Annotated in this window: 18 protein-coding genes and 1 pseudogene; 15 read left to right on the top strand and 4 right to left on the bottom strand. The window is 64.3% G+C overall.

Features of this window, described 5'->3' with window-relative positions; translation table 11 throughout:
- Positions 1-116: 116 nt before the first annotated feature.
- Positions 117-1,325 carry a polyhydroxyalkanoate depolymerase gene (phaZ, locus tag EOA23_RS06895; RefSeq protein WP_127303344.1) on the bottom strand — a complete coding sequence of 403 codons (1,209 nt, stop codon included), beginning with the start codon at positions 1,323-1,325 and terminating at the stop codon, positions 117-119.
- A gap of 108 nt (positions 1,326-1,433) precedes the next feature.
- Here phaZ and EOA23_RS06890 point away from each other — a divergent pair, with 108 nt between their 5' ends.
- A complete protein-coding gene (locus EOA23_RS06890; protein WP_127303343.1) occupies positions 1,434-2,132 on the top strand; it encodes a glutathione S-transferase family protein in 699 nt (232 codons plus the stop codon).
- A gap of 39 nt (positions 2,133-2,171) precedes the next feature.
- On the opposite strand, the gene hemB is transcribed toward EOA23_RS06890, so the two are convergent.
- Together hemB and EOA23_RS06880 are read right to left on the bottom strand one after the other, a co-directional pair.
- Entirely contained in the window at positions 2,172-3,203 is a 1,032-nt protein-coding gene (gene hemB / locus EOA23_RS06885; RefSeq protein WP_127303342.1) for a porphobilinogen synthase, read from the bottom strand.
- Positions 3,204-3,463: 260 nt separating this feature from the next.
- Positions 3,464-4,285, bottom strand: a complete 822-nt coding sequence (locus EOA23_RS06880) for a DUF2066 domain-containing protein (protein WP_126061147.1) — start codon at positions 4,283-4,285, stop codon at positions 3,464-3,466.
- Between the two features lie 91 nt (positions 4,286-4,376).
- Here EOA23_RS06880 and EOA23_RS06875 point away from each other — a divergent pair, with 91 nt between their 5' ends.
- The 6 genes from EOA23_RS06875 to EOA23_RS06850 all read left to right on the top strand — a co-directional run bounded on the left by EOA23_RS06875 (position 4,377) and on the right by EOA23_RS06850 (position 9,411).
- Entirely contained in the window at positions 4,377-4,925 is a 549-nt protein-coding gene (locus EOA23_RS06875; RefSeq protein ID WP_189341526.1) for an isoprenylcysteine carboxylmethyltransferase family protein, read from the top strand.
- A 106-nt stretch (positions 4,926-5,031) separates the two neighbouring features.
- A complete protein-coding gene (locus EOA23_RS06870) occupies positions 5,032-6,075 on the top strand; it encodes an enoyl-CoA hydratase/isomerase family protein (RefSeq protein ID WP_127303340.1) in 1,044 nt (347 codons plus the stop codon).
- A complete protein-coding gene (locus EOA23_RS06865; protein ID WP_126061144.1) occupies positions 6,072-6,494 on the top strand; it encodes a DUF6163 family protein in 423 nt (140 codons plus the stop codon). Before EOA23_RS06870 ends, EOA23_RS06865 begins: the two co-directional genes overlap by 4 nt.
- A gap of 239 nt (positions 6,495-6,733) precedes the next feature.
- Positions 6,734-7,249 (top strand): MarR family winged helix-turn-helix transcriptional regulator, encoded by a 516-nt coding sequence (locus EOA23_RS06860; RefSeq protein WP_040983294.1) that lies wholly within the window; start codon positions 6,734-6,736, stop codon positions 7,247-7,249.
- Between the two features lie 473 nt (positions 7,250-7,722).
- The gene (locus EOA23_RS06855; protein ID WP_126061143.1) at positions 7,723-8,976 is read left to right on the top strand and encodes a L,D-transpeptidase family protein; all 1,254 of its coding nucleotides are present in this window, start codon (positions 7,723-7,725) and stop codon (positions 8,974-8,976) included.
- Positions 8,977-9,114: 138 nt separating this feature from the next.
- The gene (locus tag EOA23_RS06850) at positions 9,115-9,411 is read left to right on the top strand and encodes a hypothetical protein (protein WP_126061142.1); all 297 of its coding nucleotides are present in this window, start codon (positions 9,115-9,117) and stop codon (positions 9,409-9,411) included.
- Between the two features lie 36 nt (positions 9,412-9,447).
- Here EOA23_RS06850 and EOA23_RS36875 read toward each other — a convergent pair whose 3' ends face one another.
- Positions 9,448-10,173: a LuxR C-terminal-related transcriptional regulator gene (locus tag EOA23_RS36875; protein WP_126061141.1), complete on the bottom strand. Its 726-nt coding sequence runs from the start codon at positions 10,171-10,173 to the stop codon at positions 9,448-9,450.
- Between the two features lie 333 nt (positions 10,174-10,506).
- Between EOA23_RS36875 and EOA23_RS06840 the strand changes: the two genes are divergently transcribed.
- The 8 genes and pseudogenes from EOA23_RS06840 to EOA23_RS36335 all read left to right on the top strand — a co-directional run.
- Entirely contained in the window at positions 10,507-10,815 is a 309-nt protein-coding gene (locus tag EOA23_RS06840; protein ID WP_127303339.1) for a hypothetical protein, read from the top strand.
- Between the two features lie 126 nt (positions 10,816-10,941).
- Positions 10,942-12,255: a serine hydroxymethyltransferase gene (gene glyA, locus EOA23_RS06835; protein ID WP_127303338.1), complete on the top strand. Its 1,314-nt coding sequence runs from the start codon at positions 10,942-10,944 to the stop codon at positions 12,253-12,255.
- A gap of 108 nt (positions 12,256-12,363) precedes the next feature.
- On the top strand, positions 12,364-12,957 hold the full coding sequence (locus EOA23_RS06830) for a hypothetical protein (RefSeq protein ID WP_245474041.1): 594 nt from the start codon (positions 12,364-12,366) through the stop codon (positions 12,955-12,957).
- Between the two features lie 140 nt (positions 12,958-13,097).
- Positions 13,098-13,577, top strand: a complete 480-nt coding sequence (gene nrdR, locus EOA23_RS06825; protein ID WP_040983276.1) for a transcriptional regulator NrdR — start codon at positions 13,098-13,100, stop codon at positions 13,575-13,577.
- Positions 13,578-13,579: 2 nt separating this feature from the next.
- Positions 13,580-14,707, top strand: a complete 1,128-nt coding sequence (ribD, locus tag EOA23_RS06820) for a bifunctional diaminohydroxyphosphoribosylaminopyrimidine deaminase/5-amino-6-(5-phosphoribosylamino)uracil reductase RibD (RefSeq protein ID WP_189341525.1) — start codon at positions 13,580-13,582, stop codon at positions 14,705-14,707.
- 60 nt (positions 14,708-14,767) lie between these two features.
- Positions 14,768-15,385: a riboflavin synthase gene (locus EOA23_RS06815; RefSeq protein WP_112129919.1), complete on the top strand. Its 618-nt coding sequence runs from the start codon at positions 14,768-14,770 to the stop codon at positions 15,383-15,385.
- Positions 15,386-15,630: 245 nt separating this feature from the next.
- Positions 15,631-16,125 carry a 6,7-dimethyl-8-ribityllumazine synthase gene (locus tag EOA23_RS06810; RefSeq protein ID WP_126061136.1) on the top strand — a complete coding sequence of 165 codons (495 nt, stop codon included), beginning with the start codon at positions 15,631-15,633 and terminating at the stop codon, positions 16,123-16,125.
- Positions 16,122-16,215, top strand: a pseudogene (locus tag EOA23_RS36335) (N utilization substance protein B); the annotation flags it as partial. The gene EOA23_RS06810 and the pseudogene EOA23_RS36335, both read left to right, overlap by 4 nt.

The raw sequence follows: 16,215 nt of genomic DNA, 5'->3' as shown, positions 1-16,215 counted from the left end.
CAAGCGGATAGGCAGCGGCATCGCGCTCGGCGGCATGATCCCGGTTTCGGTTTATGGATCTGACTCGGACGAAGCGGGCGGCCATGGCGCGCCGGTTCGTTCGTCCGCGCGTCCCGCTATTCCATCGCCAGGATGAGGTTGCGCACCACGGGATAGATTTCGCGTTCCCAGCGTTTGCCGTTGAAGACGCCGTAATGGCCGACATTGGCCTGCAGGTGATGCCGCTTCAGATGTGGGCGCAGCGAGCGGCACAGATCATGCGCCGCCGAGGTCTGGCCCAGCGCGCATATGTCGTCGCGTCCGCCCTCTACGGTGAGCAGCGCCGTGTTGCGGATCGCGCCGGGATCGACCTTGCTGCCGCGGAAGGTGAACGCGCCTGTGGCAAGCTCCGCCTTCTGGAACACTCGGTCGATGGTTTCGAGATAGAATTCCTCGGTGAGGTCGAGCACCGCGAAATACTCGTCGTAGAAAGTCTTGATCTTCTCGGCTTCGGCGGTCTCGCCGGCCGCCAGATGCTCATGGAGCTTGCGATGCGCTGTGACGTGGCGGTCGCTGTTCATGGCCATGAAGGCGGTGAGCTGCAGGAAGCCCGGATACACCCGCCGCCCGCCGCCCGGGTGGCGGAAGGGCACATGCGAGATGACGTAGCTCTGGAACCAGGCCAGCGACTTGCTGACGGCGAACTCGTTGACCTCGGTCGGGCTTTCGCGCGGGTCGATCGGCCCCGCCATCAGCGTCATCGAGCGCGGCGTCGCCGGATGCCTGTCCTCGGACATGACGGCGACGGCGGCGAGGGCCTGGACGCAGGGCTGGCAGACCGCCAGGATATGCGCCCCCGGGCCGATCGCCTCCAGAAAACGGATGAGGTAGTCGACATAGTCGTCCACGCCGAAGCTGCCAGCCGAAAGCGGCACGTCGCGGGCATTCGCCCAGTCGGTGACATAGACCTCGTGGTCGGCCAGGACCGTCTCCACCGTGCCGCGCAGCAGCGTCGAGAAATGTCCGGACAAGGGCGCGACCACCATGACCTTCGGCTGGCGGGCGTCGATGTCCTTGGCAAAACGCAGCAGTTTGCCGAAGGGCAGGGCGAGCGCCGTTTCGACGGCGACCGGCACCTCGCGGTTGCCGACCCTGACAGTTTCGATGCCGAAATCGGGCCGCGTGTGGGTGAGCCTGAAACGGGCGATCATCTCCAACCTGGCCGCGATGCGCCGTTTGGCGGCGTCGCCGAGCGCGATCCCGGCCGTTGCGGAACCCATCAGTTCGGCAAGCATCCGCGCCGGAGCTATGAGGTCGTCCTGGAGCTGGTAGGCCTGGTAAAGCATTGCGCCACGTTCCGCTGACAGCCCATCGTGCAGTGCAAAAAAGCTAGTGCAATTTATTTTGCATTGCGAGAGGATTATTGCCGGCGAAAGGCTTGGAGGTTCCACGACATGGCCAAGGCGGCGAAAGCGGTTGCGGCGAGGCCGGAAGGCGCGACGAAGGCGACGTTGACGATCTCGTCGAAGAACTACTCGTCCTGGTCGCTTCGCGGCTGGCTGCTGTGCCGCATGGCCGGTTTGGAATTCGAGGAGAAGCGCGTCGACATCGATGATCCGGAGCAGCGGCAGGAATTGCTGCTGCTGTCGCCGTCGGTGTTGGTTCCGCGGCTGACGCATGACGGCGTTACCGTATGGGATACGCTGGCCATCGCCGAATACCTTGCTGAGACGATGCCGGGCGCCGGCCTGCTGCCAGCCGAGCGCGTGGCGCGCGCCCATTGCCGCGCGGTGTCGGGCGAAATGCATTCGGGATTCCACAACCTGCGCTCGGCACTGCCGATGAACCTCAAGGCGAGGCACAAGAGCTTCAAGATCTTTTCCGGCGCGCGTCCCGATGTGGAGCGGATCAAGGCGATCTGGTCGGAATGCCTGGCGACCTATGGTGGACCGTGGCTGTTCGGGGCATGGCCCACCATGGCCGATGCCATGTATGCTCCGGTCTGCACCCGCTTCCGTACCTACGCGCTTGACCTTGAGGCCCCGCTCGCCGCCTTCTGCGAGACGGTTTTCACCTGGCCGCTGATGCGGGAATGGACGCAGGGAGCGCTCGCCGAGCCAGACGAGATCGTCGAGCTCGAGGTGGAATTCTGAAGGCTGGTCAGTGGCGCCGCTGCTTGCCGGTTTGGCGGCTTACCCCCTCAGCATCTCCGCCACGGTCGGCGCGAAATAGGTCAGCACGCCGTCGCAGCCGGCGCGCTTCAGCGAAAGCAGCGATTCCAGCATCGCCTTCTCGCCGTCGATCCAGCCATTGGCTGCAGCTGCCTTGATCATCGAATACTCGCCCGACACCTGATAGGCGAAGGTTGGCATCTGCAGCTCGTCCTTCAGCCGGCGGATGATGTCGAGATAGGGGAGCCCCGGCTTCACCATCAGCATGTCGGCGCCCTCGACGAGGTCCTGCTCGGCCTCGCGCACCGCCTCGTCGGAATTGGCGTGGTCGATGTAATAGGTCTTCTTGTCGCCCTTGAGCAGGCCGGCGGTGCCGACCGCCTCACGATAGGGGCCGTAGAAGGCGGAGGCGAACTTGGTCGCATAGGACATGATCGCCACGTCCTGGAACCCATTGGCGTCGAGCGCGTCGCGGATGGCGCCGATGCGGCCGTCCATCATGTCGGACGGCGCGATGATGTCGGCGCCGGCGGCGGCCTGGATGACGGCCGCGGCCGCGACTTGGCTCACCGTCTCGTCATTGACGATGATGCCGTCGCGCAGGATGCCGTCATGGCCGTGGCTGGTGAACGGGTCGAGCGCGGCATCGGTGATGATGCCGATTTCCGGCACCGCGTCCTTGATGGCGCGCGTGGCGCGGTTGATGACATTGTCCGGGTCGAGGATATGCGAGCCGGTCTGGTCGCGCAGCGCAAGCTCGACATTGGGGAAGGTGGCGATCGCCGGAATGCCGAGCCTGGCGGCGCGCTCGGCCTCCTTCACCGCTAGGTCGATGGAGAGCCGATAGACGTCCGGCATGGCGGCGATCGGCTCGCGTATGTTCTTGCCGTCGACGACGAAGATCGGCCAGATCAGGTCGTTGACCGAAAGCTGGTTCTCCTGCACCAGGCGGCGCGACCAGTCGGCCTTGCGCATACGCCTGAGCCGCCGGCTGCCGGTGATCTCGTCGACGCTGCGCGCGCCGGCAGGCTTTGCGGGGGTGAATTTGTTCATGGCCGAAACTCTCTTTTGCGCCGGCTTTTACCACGCGTCTTGGCCACTGACCAATGCGACACGATTGTGCCAGTGACGAAGCCCGTGGTTCCTCGCCCCCGCCAAGGCGGGGGAGAGGTGTCCGCGAAGCGGACGGAGAGGGGGGCCTTCGTAGGACGGAAAGTCTTCCAATACGAGGCACTTTGCCGACGGAACCGGTGCTCCCCTCTCCGTCTCGGCTTCGCCGAGCCACCTCTCCCCACTGCGTGGGGCGAGGAACCTCAAGGCTGCCCGTGCCCCGACAGTATCTGCGCCGCGCCCCTGATCGCGACCCGGAAGGCCTCGTCGAAGCTGACGCCGCGCGCCTGCCAGCGATAGGTCTTGCCGCGATCGGCCAGCCGCCAGTCGGCGATCCAGCCAAGCTCCTTGTCGCTCCACACGATGCTGCCGGCGAGCGCCCGGGCCGCTCCCGCTTTTTTCGCGAGCTTGTCGAGCCTTGCCATATCGGCTTCGGAAAGCGCCTTCTCATCGAGCCCGCCAAGCTGCCCGGCCTTTGGAAAGGTGACGCGCATCAGCAGCGGACCGGCGGCATTGGCGAAGGATTCGCGCATCGCGTTGCCGCGCTGCTCGTCTTGCGTCAGCACGAAATGCCGCGCGCCCTGCTCGGCGGTCATGAAGACGGCGATTGGCGGCCGCTCGCCGGGCCAGGGCCTGCTGCCGAGCTGCGCCAGCAGCTTGTCGACCACAGCAGGCTTGTAGAGGCAGGTCAGGTCATGCGGTCGGTCATGCGTCCCTTGCTCGTCATGGATCGGAATGCCTTCGAGCCGGTCGCGGTAGCGGAAGGACTGGACGAAATCGGCCGCCTTCTCGCGCAGCGCCAGCATCTGCGTCTTCTGCGTCAGCCGCTGATCGCCCGAGACCTTGACCAGCACCTTGTCGAGGCAATCCTTGAAACCGATCTGCCGGTTCACGTCTCCGGTTCCGGTGACAATCGTTTGCGCCTGGTAAAGCTCGGCGGGCGTCGCGGCGATGACGGGGCGACAGACGAAACAGATGGCGATCATGCCGATCACCATGGCCGCGAGGCGAGAAAATCCGGGCATGGCTTGCCGTCCGGTTCACGATGCCCATTTTCTAGCACCGGGCGCGCACGGTGGCCAAGGCAGATTGCCGGCTAACCGAAGGAGCAAGGGCATGGCCTTCATCTGGTTCATCTATGCCGCCTGGGTTATGCTGATCATCTTCCTGACCGTTCAGGCGATTGGCGTGAAGCGGGACACCGAACTTCATCTGCTGCAGAGCTTCGGCTTGATGTTTGCCATCATCGCCGCCTTCCTGCTGCCGCGGCTGCCGATTTTCGACTTCGTCAACTTCGCACCCGTCGGCACGGTCCTGGGCGGCATCGGCGCCGCCATCACCGTCGCGGGCATGGCGCTGCTGGTCTGGGCGCGGCGGGCTCTCGGCCGCAACTGGAGTCAAACCGCTTCGGCCAAGCAGGAGCATGAGCTGGTAAGGTCCGGTCCATACAGTCGCCTGCGTCATCCCATGTACACGGGCGGCCTGCTCGCCTGTATCGGCTCGGTGATCGTGGTCGGCGGCCCCTTCGTCTTTCTGTTGATCCTGCTCGGGGCGATTTTCATCTGGAGGGTCGGTGCCGAGGATCGGCTTCTGGCGCGGCAATTTCCCGACGAGTTCCCGGATTATGCGCGCCGCACGAACGCGCTTATCCCGTTCGTCTGGTAGTCTGCCGCAAGAGGCGCGGCCTGTCCCCGGTACTCGACAATTGACGTTGGCCCGGTCGCCGCTTAGCACTTCACCTCCCGCAGGCGCGGGGGAGGATTCTCTGACGATGGATTTTGGCGGCGGCGACGAGATCCGCTTCGAGCGGTTGGGCAAAGCGGGTGTGGTCACATTGACCCGGCCGAAGGCGCTCAACGCCGTCACGCATAACATGGTCAAGGCGCTCGGCAGAGCGCTGGACGCCTGGGAGGAGGATCCGGGCGTCGGCGTCGTCGTGGTCAAGGCCGAGGGCAGGGCGTTTTCCGCCGGCGGCGATATCCTGCACATCTACGAGGCCGGCCGCGCCGGCAGGCCGCCCATCGACTTTTTCGCCGACGAGTATCGGTTGAACGCCCGCATCGCGCGCTTCAAGAAACCCTATGTCGCGCTGATCGACGGCATCGTCATGGGCGGCGGCGTCGGCATCTCCTTTCACGGCTCGCATCGCGTGCTGACCGAGAACGCGCAGTTCGCCATGCCCGAGGTCGGCATCGGCTTCTTCCCCGATGTCGGCGGCAGCCACCTGCTGCCGGATCTCGGCGGCTCGTTCGGCATGTATCTGGGGCTGACCGGAAACCGCATCCGCTATGGCGACGCGCTGTGGTCGGGGCTCGCCACCCACACCATCAAGGCCGGGGACCAGGCGGGCCTGCTCGACGAGCTGGCGACGAGCGGCGACGCCAATGCCGAGCTGCGCGATTTCTTCGTGCCTGCAAAACGCGAGACGGAGCGGCAGGACCTGGAGGCGATCGCGCGCCACTTTTCGCAGAGCTCGCTCGCCGGCATCATCGACAGTCTGGAGCGGGCAGGGGATGACGATGCCTTTGCCGCAAAGACCCTGGCGACGCTGAAGAGCCGCTCGCCGACCAGCCTCAACGTTGCCTGGCGCCAGATCAGCACGGGATCGACGCTGTCGATGGACGAATGCATGAAGATGGAATTCCGCATCCTCAACCGCATGCTGGCCGGCCACGATTTCTACGAAGGCATCCGCGCCGCCATCATCGACAAGGGGTCGACGCCCCAGTGGCGGCCAGCGAGCCTGGACGAGGTCAGTGCCGCCGACATCGACGCCTATTTCGCGCCGCTCGGAGACAAGGAACTCGCCCTGTGAGCGAGGTCACCTCCAGGCGTGTCGTGCTGCAGCCCTCGACCACCGAGGTCATCTTCGCCTGGTTCCAGCGTGTGATCGCCGGCTATTGCCTTCTGTTCGGCATCCTCTACTGGATCCGCCTGATCGGCATCTATCCCGGCGAATTGTGGCGCTTCGACCTGATGCCGGTGCATTGGCAGGTCGCGGCGACGACGCTTGCCGTCTTTTTCCCTTTCGCCGCGGCGGGGCTTTGGATGCTGGCGTCCTGGGGGCCGGTGATCTGGTTCATCTGCGCGGTGACCGAGACGGTGATGTATGCCGGCTTCCCCGATCTCTTTGGCCACCGCCTGCTGATCGTGATCTCGCACGCCAGCGTGGCGCTGCTTTATATCGTCTTCCGCGTGGTCATCTGGCTGCAGAAGCGCCAGCTCCGGCAGTAGGCCAAGGGTTGGTTTTCCGGGCCGATTTCGCGGCCCGTTTTGTCCCCAAATCCGTTGGCTAAATCTTTAGGTTAATTGTTCTTGCTCGGGTGACCGATCGTTAAGCGTCTTCCGAAACCTCTTACCGGTAAGCTCTTGTTAGCCCTGGCGTTTAAGTCGAATTTTATGAGTATTCGATAGTGTCGCGATCAAGGTGAAAAACAAAAAATCACCAAGGCGACAAACGAGAGGCAAAGACAATGATCAATTCGCGTCCAGCGGCGAAGACCGCAAACGTATCCGACGATCGCCGCGAGGCTATCCGTTCGCTGTACATGGAATCGCTGCAGCTGGTGGAGCGTCTGCACCGCCGTCTGCTTGACGTGATCAAGGACGAGTTCGACCGCAACGGCCGTTCCGACATCAATGCCATCCAGGCGCTGCTGCTCTTCAACATCGGCAATTCGGAGCTGACCGCCGGCGAGCTGCGCTCGCGCGGCTACTATCTCGGCTCGAACGTCTCCTACAATCTGAAGAAGCTGGTCGACCTTGGTTTCATCAACCACCAGCGCTCGCGCATCGATCGCCGCTCGGTCCGCGTTTCGCTGACGCCCAAGGGCAACGAGGTGGCCGACGTCGTCGCCGGCCTCTATGAGCGCCATGTCGGCTCGATCGAGGCCGTCGGCGGCATCAACACCGACGAGTTCAAGCAGATGAACCGCGCCCTGCAGCGGCTTGATCGCTTCTGGAACGATACGATCGCGTATCGGATGTAAGCGTTTGAGGAACATCGAAGCCGCGCCGAAGAAGCGCGGCCAAGGGGAAAGAATATGGGGCCGGTGCCGAACGCGCCGGTCCTTTCTTTTTGCAAAGGCGGCATCCACGGTAATTTGACCATCGCTGCGCGCGTTGAAGCTCTGTGCCTGACGGGGAGGGGCGCAGACTTTACAAGGCGCGCTGGCGTAGTTGCGATGCAAAAAGGCATCGCCCCCATTTCTTTCACCTCGCCCCCGCATGCAAATCGCGGGCCAAGGCCACGTTGCCGCCATAATCGCGGTGGATGCGGATGACGGGTGAAGCTGCGGGCCTATGCCCTGCGCTCCTTGGAACCCGCGTGGCGGCAGCGAGTTTCCGGCGGCCGGCGAAGCGGGGTCATGGTTGGCGAATTGTTAAGTTTGCCGACCCTAGAGTGCGGACAAAGCCGCCCGGCAAGCGATTGAGCGAGAGCGATCAACAAAGAATGTCTGCCATGAGAACCAGCCGCCGTTTCTTCCTCACCGGAGCCTCCGCGCTCGCCGCCGCCATGGTTGCCGGCCAGGCCAGCGCCCAGGACGTGATCGGCGACATCCTGAAATCCTCGACCCGCGGCAATTGGGACGACCAGTTCGACGCACGCGCCAACGACACCAACAAGGTCGCCTCGACGCTGCCGATCTTCAGCCAGCAGACGGTGGCCTTCACCGAGCAGGCCGTGGCGCAGTACCAGAACATCGTCGCCCAAGGCGGCTGGGAACAGGTTCCGGCGACCAAGAAATTGCAGCTCGGCGTCGACGATCCGGATGTCGTGCCGCTGCGCAAGCGCCTGATGGTTTCGGGCGACCTGCCGCAAAGCGCCGGCATCTCGACGGCCTTCGATTCCTATGTCGATGCCGCGGTAAAGCGCTTCCAGCTCCGTCACGGCCTGCCGGCCGACGGCGCCATGGGCAAGTACACCTATACGGCAATGAACGTCCCGGCGCAGATCCGCCTCGGCCAGCTGCAGACCAACCTGCAGCGCCTGAAGGAAAAGGCCGGCACGCTCGGCAGCCGCTATGTGCTGGTCGACATTCCGGCGGCCCAGGTCGAGGCGGTCGAGAACGACCGCGTCGTGCTTCGCCATACCGCGATCGTCGGCAAGATCGATCGCCAGACGCCGATCGTGAACTCCAAGATCAACGAGATCATCGTCAATCCGTACTGGAATGCGCCGGTCTCGATCGTGCGCAAGGACATCATTCCGCTGATGCGGAAGGATCCCAACTACCTCAAGGACAGCCACATCCGCCTGTTCGCGCCGGACGGCAGCGAGGTCGATCCGATGACCATCGACTGGTCGACCGACGATGCCGCGAAATACCGTTTCCGCCAGGATCCGGGCAGCAACAATGCGATGGCCTCGGTCAAGATCAACTTCCCGAGCCCGGACGGCGTCTATATGCACGACACGCCGCAGCAGAGCCTGTTCGGCAAGCTGATGCGCTTCGACTCGTCGGGCTGCGTGCGCGTGCAGAATGTGCGCGACCTCGTCACCTGGATCCTGCGCGACACGCCCGGCTGGGACCGTCAGCATTTCGAAGCGGCGATCAAGACCGGCGAGAACACGCCGATCAATGTCGTCAACCCGGTACCGGTCCACTTCCTCTATCTGTCGGCCTGGTCGACAGCCCCCGGCGTCGTGCAGTTCCGCGACGACATCTATGCGCTTGACGGCGCCCAGGAGCTGCAGATCAGCTCGGCTCAGTAAGTAACCGATATAATTTGCAAAAAGCCGCCTATTGGGCGGCTTTTTTGTTGCGGCATGAGGGTTCTGCAGCCGGCGCCGTTAACCTCCAAGAAGGATGCACCCCGATATAGGCTAGAAATAACAAGAGGGCGATAAGGTATGCGTTGGCATATCAAAGCAATTGCAGTCGCGTTGGCCGTCGTTTTGGTGGCTCGATTTGCACTGTTTGACGACGCTGCGGAGTTCCGAAATTTCGCTGCATTGCTTATGCGGTACGGGCCAATGACTGTGGCGATCTGGGCGTTGGGGACTGTGCTTGCGTTGATAGCGATTTCACTGACGGCGAAACCCAAACAAGCGAGAGCCGTGTCGTTGCTGACCAGGGTAAACTACGTGCTGGTCGTAGTGCTAATCGGTGGCTCCTTCGCTGCATTTAAACTCGGCTTTTTAGCGTAAATATTCGCCCGACCTGCTGGCCTCTCTGCCGAACTGCTAGATCAGCCGCTGGTTCACCAGCCGCGCGACCGCTTGCGCGCGGTTGACGGCGCCCAGCTTGCGCCTGGCATTGTCGACATGGAAGCGCACGGTCGCTTCCGCGATGCCGAGGATGACCGAGATCTCCCAGTCGGTCTTGCCTTCGGCGACAAGCGCCAGGCTGTCGCGCTCGCGCGTCGTGAGCCTGACCGCGGTGGTCGGGGGCGGCGAGGTCAGGCTCATCAGCCTTTCCGTCAAGGCAAGGCCCGCCATGTGGATTGCGAAACGCTCGTCCGGCGCAAACTCCCGCCGATGAAAGCCGAGATGCAGCGAAGCGATCACGCCTTCCGCGCCGTAGGAGGTGGCGCAGAGCGCGTCGTCGATATTGGCTTCGCTCAGCGCCTCCCAATAGGCGCCGTATTGCGCATCGTCGTGCGGCGCGAAATCGCTGAAGCGGTAGCTCGTGCGGCTCTCGCGGATCGCGCCAAGCAGCGGATTGCATTCGAAACAGACATAGTCGAAGGCCGGACTGCCGGGCCAGCCGCTTGGCGCCAGCCTGGTGATGAAGCCGCCGGCCGCCCAATGGCTGGCCGAAGTCAGGATCGCCGCCGGCCGCCGGTATAGCCTCGTCTGCAGATAGGAGGCGCCGAAATCTTCCATTGCCGCGAAGAAGGCCGCGCTGGCGTCTTCGGCCGTAGGCGCCGCATACGCCGCCTCCACATGCGTCATCAATCGTGACAGCATCTCACACCCCAGTATCAACCCACCCGGGAAGACAGGGTTGCACGGGCCGTGCCATGCCGCAAGGGCAGGGGCGCTTCGTCTGTCAACCCGGCGATTTCGAGAGGTTGATGGAGTTGGCCTCTCGGGTATCAGGAAAGACGCGGCGCCAGCCACCCGCGCGCTTCCGGCGGAAGGGTGCGGACCCGGCGCCCTCTTCTGTATTTGCCACGCCGATTCCAGGGCCTTGGCGTGGCGGCCGGCCACCCGGCGCCCCCTAGCAGCCTTGCGCTGACGCCGGGTGCCGGCCGGTTTTTTCGAATTTGGCTGGCGCTCCAGATTATCGCGAGCCGCCGGATGCGCCCCGACATTGGGGGACGCTCTCGACCAAGCGCGGCGGCTGCGGCGAGAGAGCGGACGTGGGGCCGTCGGGGCGCATCTTCGGCTTGCTCAAATCTTCTGTGGCCGCTTCGAACGCTGAGCGCCGAAGCCCGCGATTCCGGCCGCATCGAGATCGAATTCAGGCTTGTCGGCATCGAGGCCGAGCGCGCCGAACTGCAGGCCATGCTGCGCCGCGGTGACATCAACGACCACACGGCGCGCAAGCTGTTGACCGAGATCACCTTCTCCGAAGCGATCCTCAAGGGCCGGGAACCGCGGGATTAGAACCAGGCGGCTTTATCTTGGCGCAAACCGGCCAGCAAATTTCGCGCCGCAAACGTGGCGGCCCGAAAACAACTGTGTTAATGCGCGGCGACCTCGCAGACCTCCGGCCCCAAGGGAAAGCAAGCCATGTCAAATGCAGCGGCAGCCTCCAGCAAATTCGAATCCTTCTTCGAGACCACGCTTGCCGACGCCGATCCGGAAATCTTCGGCGCCATCCGCAACGAGCTCGGCCGCCAGCGCCATGAGATCGAGCTGATCGCGTCGGAAAACATCGTGTCGCGCGCCGTGCTCGAAGCGCAGGGCTCGATCATGACCAACAAATATGCCGAGGGCTATCCGGGCAAGCGCTACTATGGCGGCTGCCAGTTCGTCGACGTGGCCGAGGAACTCGCCATCGAGCGCGCGAAAAAGCTGTTCGGCTGCAACTTCGCCAATGTCCAGCCGAATTCGGGCAGCCAGATGAACCAGGCGGTGTTCCTCGCGCTGCTCCAGCCCGGCGACACCTTCATGGGGCTCGATCTGAATTCGGGCGGCCACCTCACGCACGGCTCGCCGGTCAACATGAGCGGCAAATGGTTCAAGGTCGTCTCCTACGGCGTGCGCAGGGACGATCACCTGCTCGACATGGACGCGATCGAGAAGACCGCGCACGAGACCAAGCCGAAGCTGATCCTGGCCGGCGGCACCGCCTATTCGCGCATCTGGGACTGGAAGCGTTTCCGCGAGATCGCCGATTCGATCGGCGCTTATCTGATGGTCGACATGGCCCATATCGCCGGTCTCGTCGCCGGCGGCGTGCACCCGTCGCCGCTGCCTTATGCCCATGTCGTGACCACGACGACGCACAAGTCACTGCGCGGTCCGCGCGGCGGCATGATCCTGTGCAACGACGAGGAGATCGCCAAGAAGATGAACTCGGCGGTGTTCCCGGGTCTCCAGGGCGGCCCGCTGATGCATGTTATCGCCGCCAAGGCGGTGGCCCTCGGCGAAGCGCTGAAGCCGAACTTCAAGACCTATGCCGAAAGCATCGTCGCCAACGCCAAGGCGCTGGCCTCCAGCCTGCAGGAGACCGGCCTCGACATCGTCTCGGGCGGCACCGACAACCATTTGATGCTGGTCGACCTGCGTCCGAAGAACGCCACCGGCAAGCGCGCCGAGGCGGCGCTCGGCCGCGCCAACATCACCTGCAACAAGAACGGCATTCCGTTCGATCCGGAAAAGCCGTTCGTCACCTCGGGCGTGCGTCTCGGCACGCCGGCCGGCACCACGCGCGGCTTCGGCCAGGCCGAATTCCGCGAGATCGGCAAGCTGATCGCCGAGGTGCTGGACGGGCTGAAGGTGGCGAATTCCGACGAAGGCAATGCGGCGGTCGAGGCCGCGGTGAAGGCCAAGGTCACGGCGCTGACCGACCGCTTCCCGCTCTACCCCTACCTCGGTTGATCCTTCCGCCGGCTGTCAGCCCTCGGTTGACCGGGCGCCGCGCGTCATCTTTTATCCTCGCGCTTCGCGCCGCTCCCTGATCGGGCGGCGCGGCTTACCGGAGACTTGATGATGCGCACTTTCCACCTTGCCGCCCTGGCCTTGTCCGGCTCGCTGACCGCCTTCGCCCTGACCGGCGCAATTGCGCAGGAGCAGACGCAGTCCGCCTCCGACATGCCGGGCACCAAAAGCTTCGGCAGGTGGACCACCATCATCGACACGCTGGATACCGGGCAGGACGCACACAAGACCTGCGCCGCCTCGACGGCTTTCGTCGATGGCGACGGCAACGCCGGCTCGCTGACGCTCTCGATCTCGACCGGCGACGCGCTGCCGCCGGACGCCTATCCGGCCATCATGTTCATCATCGACAACAAGACGCTGCCGACCGGCGACAAGATCGCCGCGACTTTCGGCGACCCCGGCGTGAAGGTGGCCGCGACCGTAAGCTCCAACGCGGCCGCGGGCGGCCGTCCGAGCTGGATGGTCGACGACCAGGCCAAGACCAGTCTTGCCCTGCTGCGCGCGATGCGCAAGGTGACGTCGCTCGATGTGACCTTCGGCAAACAGCAGGTCACCAGCATCCCGATGGACGGCTTCACCAAGGCCTATCGCAATCTCGGCACGTCCTGCGGGTTCTCGACCAAGGATGTCGCGCCCTGACACCTGTCGGCCGGCGGGGCGGGGCGCTGGCAATTATCCCCGCGCCTCGCTATCTCTGATACGAAGGCTCCGCGCTTTGCCGTGGCGGCAAAACAGACTAAGCCTGCGGGATCCCGAGAATCGCCAACCGAAAGCTCCCTATGCGCTGCCCCTATTGCCAGTCCGAAGATACGCAGGTGAAGGATTCGCGTCCCGCCGAGGATGGCGCGGCGATCCGCAGGCGGCGGGTGTGCCCGGATTGCGGCGGCCGCTTCACCACCTTCGAGCGTGTCCAGTTGCGCGACCTCGTCGTCATCAAGAAGTCCGGCCGCAAGGTGCCTTTCGACCGCGACAAGCTGCTGCGCTCCGTCGAGATCGCCGTGCGCAAACGCAATGTCGACCCCGAGCGCATCGACCGCGCCGTCACCGGCATCGTGCGCCAGCTCGAAAGCTCCGGCGAAACCGAGATCGCTTCAGGCGAGGTCGGCCGCCTGGTCATGGAGGCGCTGAAGTCGCTGGATGACGTCGCCTATGTCCGCTTCGCCTCGGTCTATCGCAATTTCCGCGAGGCGAGGGATTTTCACGAGCTGCTGGGCGAATTGAAGGGCGACGAGGAAAAGACCGAAGAGGACGCCGGCTGATCATGGCAGGACCGCGACTGGACGAGGCCGCGCAGGCGGCCCTTGATCGCCGCTTCATGGCCGCGGCCATCAGGCTGTCGCGCCGCAATGCCGGCCGCACCTCGACCAATCCTTCCGTGGGCACCATCATCGTGCGCGACGACGGCGCCGGCCCGATGATCGTCGGCACCGGCGTTACCGCCGTGGGTGGGCGCCCGCATGCCGAGACAGAGGCGCTGGCCGAGGCCGGTGAATGGGCCCGAGGCGCCACCGCTTATGTGACATTGGAGCCTTGCGCCCATCACGGCCGCACGCCGCCTTGCGCCAACGCGCTGGTCAATGCCGGCGTAGCGCGCGTCGTCGGCGCCGCCAGCGATCCCGACCCGCGCGTCTCCGGCAAGGGCTACGCCATACTGCGCGCCGCCGGTGTCGAGGTGGTGGAGAAGGTGCTGGCAGCCGAAGCCGCAGAGCAGATGGCTGGCTATCTCACTCGTTCTCTGAAGAAGCGCCCGGAAGTAACTCTGAAGCTTGCGCTCTCGAGCGACGGCAAGATCGGCCGCAAGGGCGCCGGCCAGGTCGCTATCACCGGCGAGATCGCGCGGCGCGACGTCTATCTGATGCGCGCCGAGTCCGACGCCATCCTAGTCGGCATCGGCACCGCGCTCGAGGACGACCCGGCGCTGACCGTGCGCCTGCCGGGACTGGAGAACCGCTCGCCGGCGCGCATCATCCTCGATCGGCAGATCCGGTTGCCGGAGACGTCCAAGCTGGTGTCCGGCGTCGACCGTGTCCCGCTCTATGTCGCTGCGTGCCTCCAAGCCGACCCGCACCGGCGGGCCGCGCTCGAACGCGCTGGCGTGCGCTTCATCGGCACCGAAACCCATGACGGCGTCGTCGCCCTGCCGGAATTGCTGGAAGACCTTGCCGCGCTCGGCATGGCAAGCGTTTTGGTCGAAGGCGGCGCCAAGGTGGCCAAGGCCTTCCTAGAGGAAGACCTTGTCGACCGTATCGTCCTGTTCCAGGGGCCGGACGCCATTGGCGAAGACGGTATTGCATCGCCGATCGACGCAGACCACATCCCGGCCGGATTTCGCAAGCTGCGCGACATGCGCTTCGGCGAGGACAGCTACGCCGAGTGGGTGAGATCATGATCCCGAAAAGTGGGAACCGGTTTTGGATCAGATCATGGTCAAAATGAAAGAAACTCTCTGATGTTTACGGGAATTGTGACTGACGTTGGTACGGTAGCCGCTGTGAAGCCGCTCGCCGAGGGCGTCGGCCTGCGCATCGACACGGCCTACGATCCGGAGACCATCGCGATCGGCGCCTCGATTTCCTGCGGCGGCGTCTGCCTTACCGTCACGGCGCTCCCCGAACACGGCTCCAACGCGCGCTGGTTCGAGGTCGAGGCTTGGGAGGAAGCGTTGAGGCTGACCACCGCGTCGAGCTGGAAATCCGGGACCCGGATCAATCTCGAACGGGCGCTGAAGATCGGCGACGAGCTCGGCGGCCACATCGTCTCCGGCCATGTCGACGGCACCGCCGAGATCGTCGAGCGCAAGGAGGAGGGCGACGCCGTGCGCTTCACGCTGGAGGCGCCGCGCCATCTGGCGAAGTTCATCGCGCCGAAGGGTTCGGTCGCACTCGACGGCACATCGCTCACCGTCAACAAGGTCGAGGGCACCCGCTTCGATGTTCTTCTCATCCATCACTCGCTGAGCGTCACCACTTGGGGCGAGCGCCAGGCCGGCGACCGCGTCAACATTGAGATCGACACCATGGCTCGCTACGCCGCGCGGCTAGCGGAGGCAGCGAAAGAGGGGCTTTGATGGATCCCGCCGGAGCCGAAGAGAAGGCCGACCGCCGACAGATGACTCTTGACGCGTTGGCGGATGTCGATGCCGGCCGAGTGATCGATCACAGAGAGGTAGAGGTTTGGGTCAAGAACCTCGTAAAGCGCGTGGAGACCGTAACGCGCCGGCCTGACTAGGCCACAGAACGTCGCGCCCAGCATCTTCCGCTTGCGATCAACCTCGCTTCGGCCTAAGTCACCGGCAACCCCCCGGAGACTTTCATGGCAGGCACATCCCAACACGGCAAAGCGTTCATTCGCCCGAAGGCGAAGGCGCATCTGCTCATTGTCGAAGCGCGTTTTCACGACGATCTGGCCGACGCGCTTCTGGAAGGCGCGACAGCCGCGCTCGATGATGCCGGCGCCACCTATGACGTCGTGACCGTTCCCGGTTCGCTGGAGATACCGGCCGTCATCACCTTCGCGCTCGATGGCGCCGCCGAAGGCGGCACGCATTATGATGGCTTTGTCGCGCTCGGCACCATCATCCGCGGCGACACCTATCATTTCGACATCGTCGCCAATGAATCGAGCCGCGCGCTGATGGACCTTGCGGTGCAGGAAGCGATCGCGATAGGCAACGGTATCCTGACCACCGAGAACGACGCGCAGGCATGGACGCGCGCGAAGAAGACCGAGGGCGACAAGGGTGGCTTCGCCGCGCGCGCGGCGCTGACCATGATCGCGCTCAAAGAGAAATTCGGAGCCCAATCGTGACCGAGCCTGCCTCGACCGGAGCGGTACGTCACGCCAACAAGCGCGGCGCCGCCCGTCTTGCTGCCGTTCAGGCGCTTTATCAGATGGATG

Origin of the sequence: Mesorhizobium sp. M2A.F.Ca.ET.042.01.1.1, assembly GCF_003997405.1 — a bacterium.
In the GTDB taxonomy this organism is placed as follows: domain Bacteria; phylum Pseudomonadota; class Alphaproteobacteria; order Rhizobiales; family Rhizobiaceae; genus Mesorhizobium.
Note: the sequence above shows the minus strand (reverse complement) of the source record. Positions and strands in the feature narration are given on the sequence as shown.

What these genes read in the sequence shown, in the direction of transcription:
- phaZ (WP_127303344.1), bottom strand. Translation starts at nt 1,325, where the DNA reads ATGCTTTACCAGGCCTACCAGCTCCAGGACGACCTCATAGCTCCGGCG.
- EOA23_RS06890 (WP_127303343.1), top strand. Translation starts at nt 1,434, where the DNA reads ATGGCCAAGGCGGCGAAAGCGGTTGCGGCGAGGCCGGAAGGCGCGACG.
- hemB (WP_127303342.1), bottom strand. Translation starts at nt 3,203, where the DNA reads ATGAACAAATTCACCCCCGCAAAGCCTGCCGGCGCGCGCAGCGTCGAC.
- EOA23_RS06880 (WP_126061147.1), bottom strand. Translation starts at nt 4,285, where the DNA reads ATGCCCGGATTTTCTCGCCTCGCGGCCATGGTGATCGGCATGATCGCC.
- EOA23_RS06875 (WP_189341526.1), top strand. Translation starts at nt 4,377, where the DNA reads ATGGCCTTCATCTGGTTCATCTATGCCGCCTGGGTTATGCTGATCATC.
- EOA23_RS06870 (WP_127303340.1), top strand. Translation starts at nt 5,032, where the DNA reads ATGGATTTTGGCGGCGGCGACGAGATCCGCTTCGAGCGGTTGGGCAAA.
- EOA23_RS06860 (WP_040983294.1), top strand. Translation starts at nt 6,734, where the DNA reads ATGATCAATTCGCGTCCAGCGGCGAAGACCGCAAACGTATCCGACGAT.
- EOA23_RS06855 (WP_126061143.1), top strand. Translation starts at nt 7,723, where the DNA reads ATGAGAACCAGCCGCCGTTTCTTCCTCACCGGAGCCTCCGCGCTCGCC.
- EOA23_RS06850 (WP_126061142.1), top strand. Translation starts at nt 9,115, where the DNA reads ATGCGTTGGCATATCAAAGCAATTGCAGTCGCGTTGGCCGTCGTTTTG.
- EOA23_RS36875 (WP_126061141.1), bottom strand. Translation starts at nt 10,173, where the DNA reads ATGCTGTCACGATTGATGACGCATGTGGAGGCGGCGTATGCGGCGCCT.
- EOA23_RS06840 (WP_127303339.1), top strand. Translation starts at nt 10,507, where the DNA reads ATGCGCCCCGACATTGGGGGACGCTCTCGACCAAGCGCGGCGGCTGCG.
- glyA (WP_127303338.1), top strand. Translation starts at nt 10,942, where the DNA reads ATGTCAAATGCAGCGGCAGCCTCCAGCAAATTCGAATCCTTCTTCGAG.
- EOA23_RS06830 (WP_245474041.1), top strand. Translation starts at nt 12,364, where the DNA reads ATGATGCGCACTTTCCACCTTGCCGCCCTGGCCTTGTCCGGCTCGCTG.
- nrdR (WP_040983276.1), top strand. Translation starts at nt 13,098, where the DNA reads ATGCGCTGCCCCTATTGCCAGTCCGAAGATACGCAGGTGAAGGATTCG.
- ribD (WP_189341525.1), top strand. Translation starts at nt 13,580, where the DNA reads ATGGCAGGACCGCGACTGGACGAGGCCGCGCAGGCGGCCCTTGATCGC.
- EOA23_RS06815 (WP_112129919.1), top strand. Translation starts at nt 14,768, where the DNA reads ATGTTTACGGGAATTGTGACTGACGTTGGTACGGTAGCCGCTGTGAAG.
- EOA23_RS06810 (WP_126061136.1), top strand. Translation starts at nt 15,631, where the DNA reads ATGGCAGGCACATCCCAACACGGCAAAGCGTTCATTCGCCCGAAGGCG.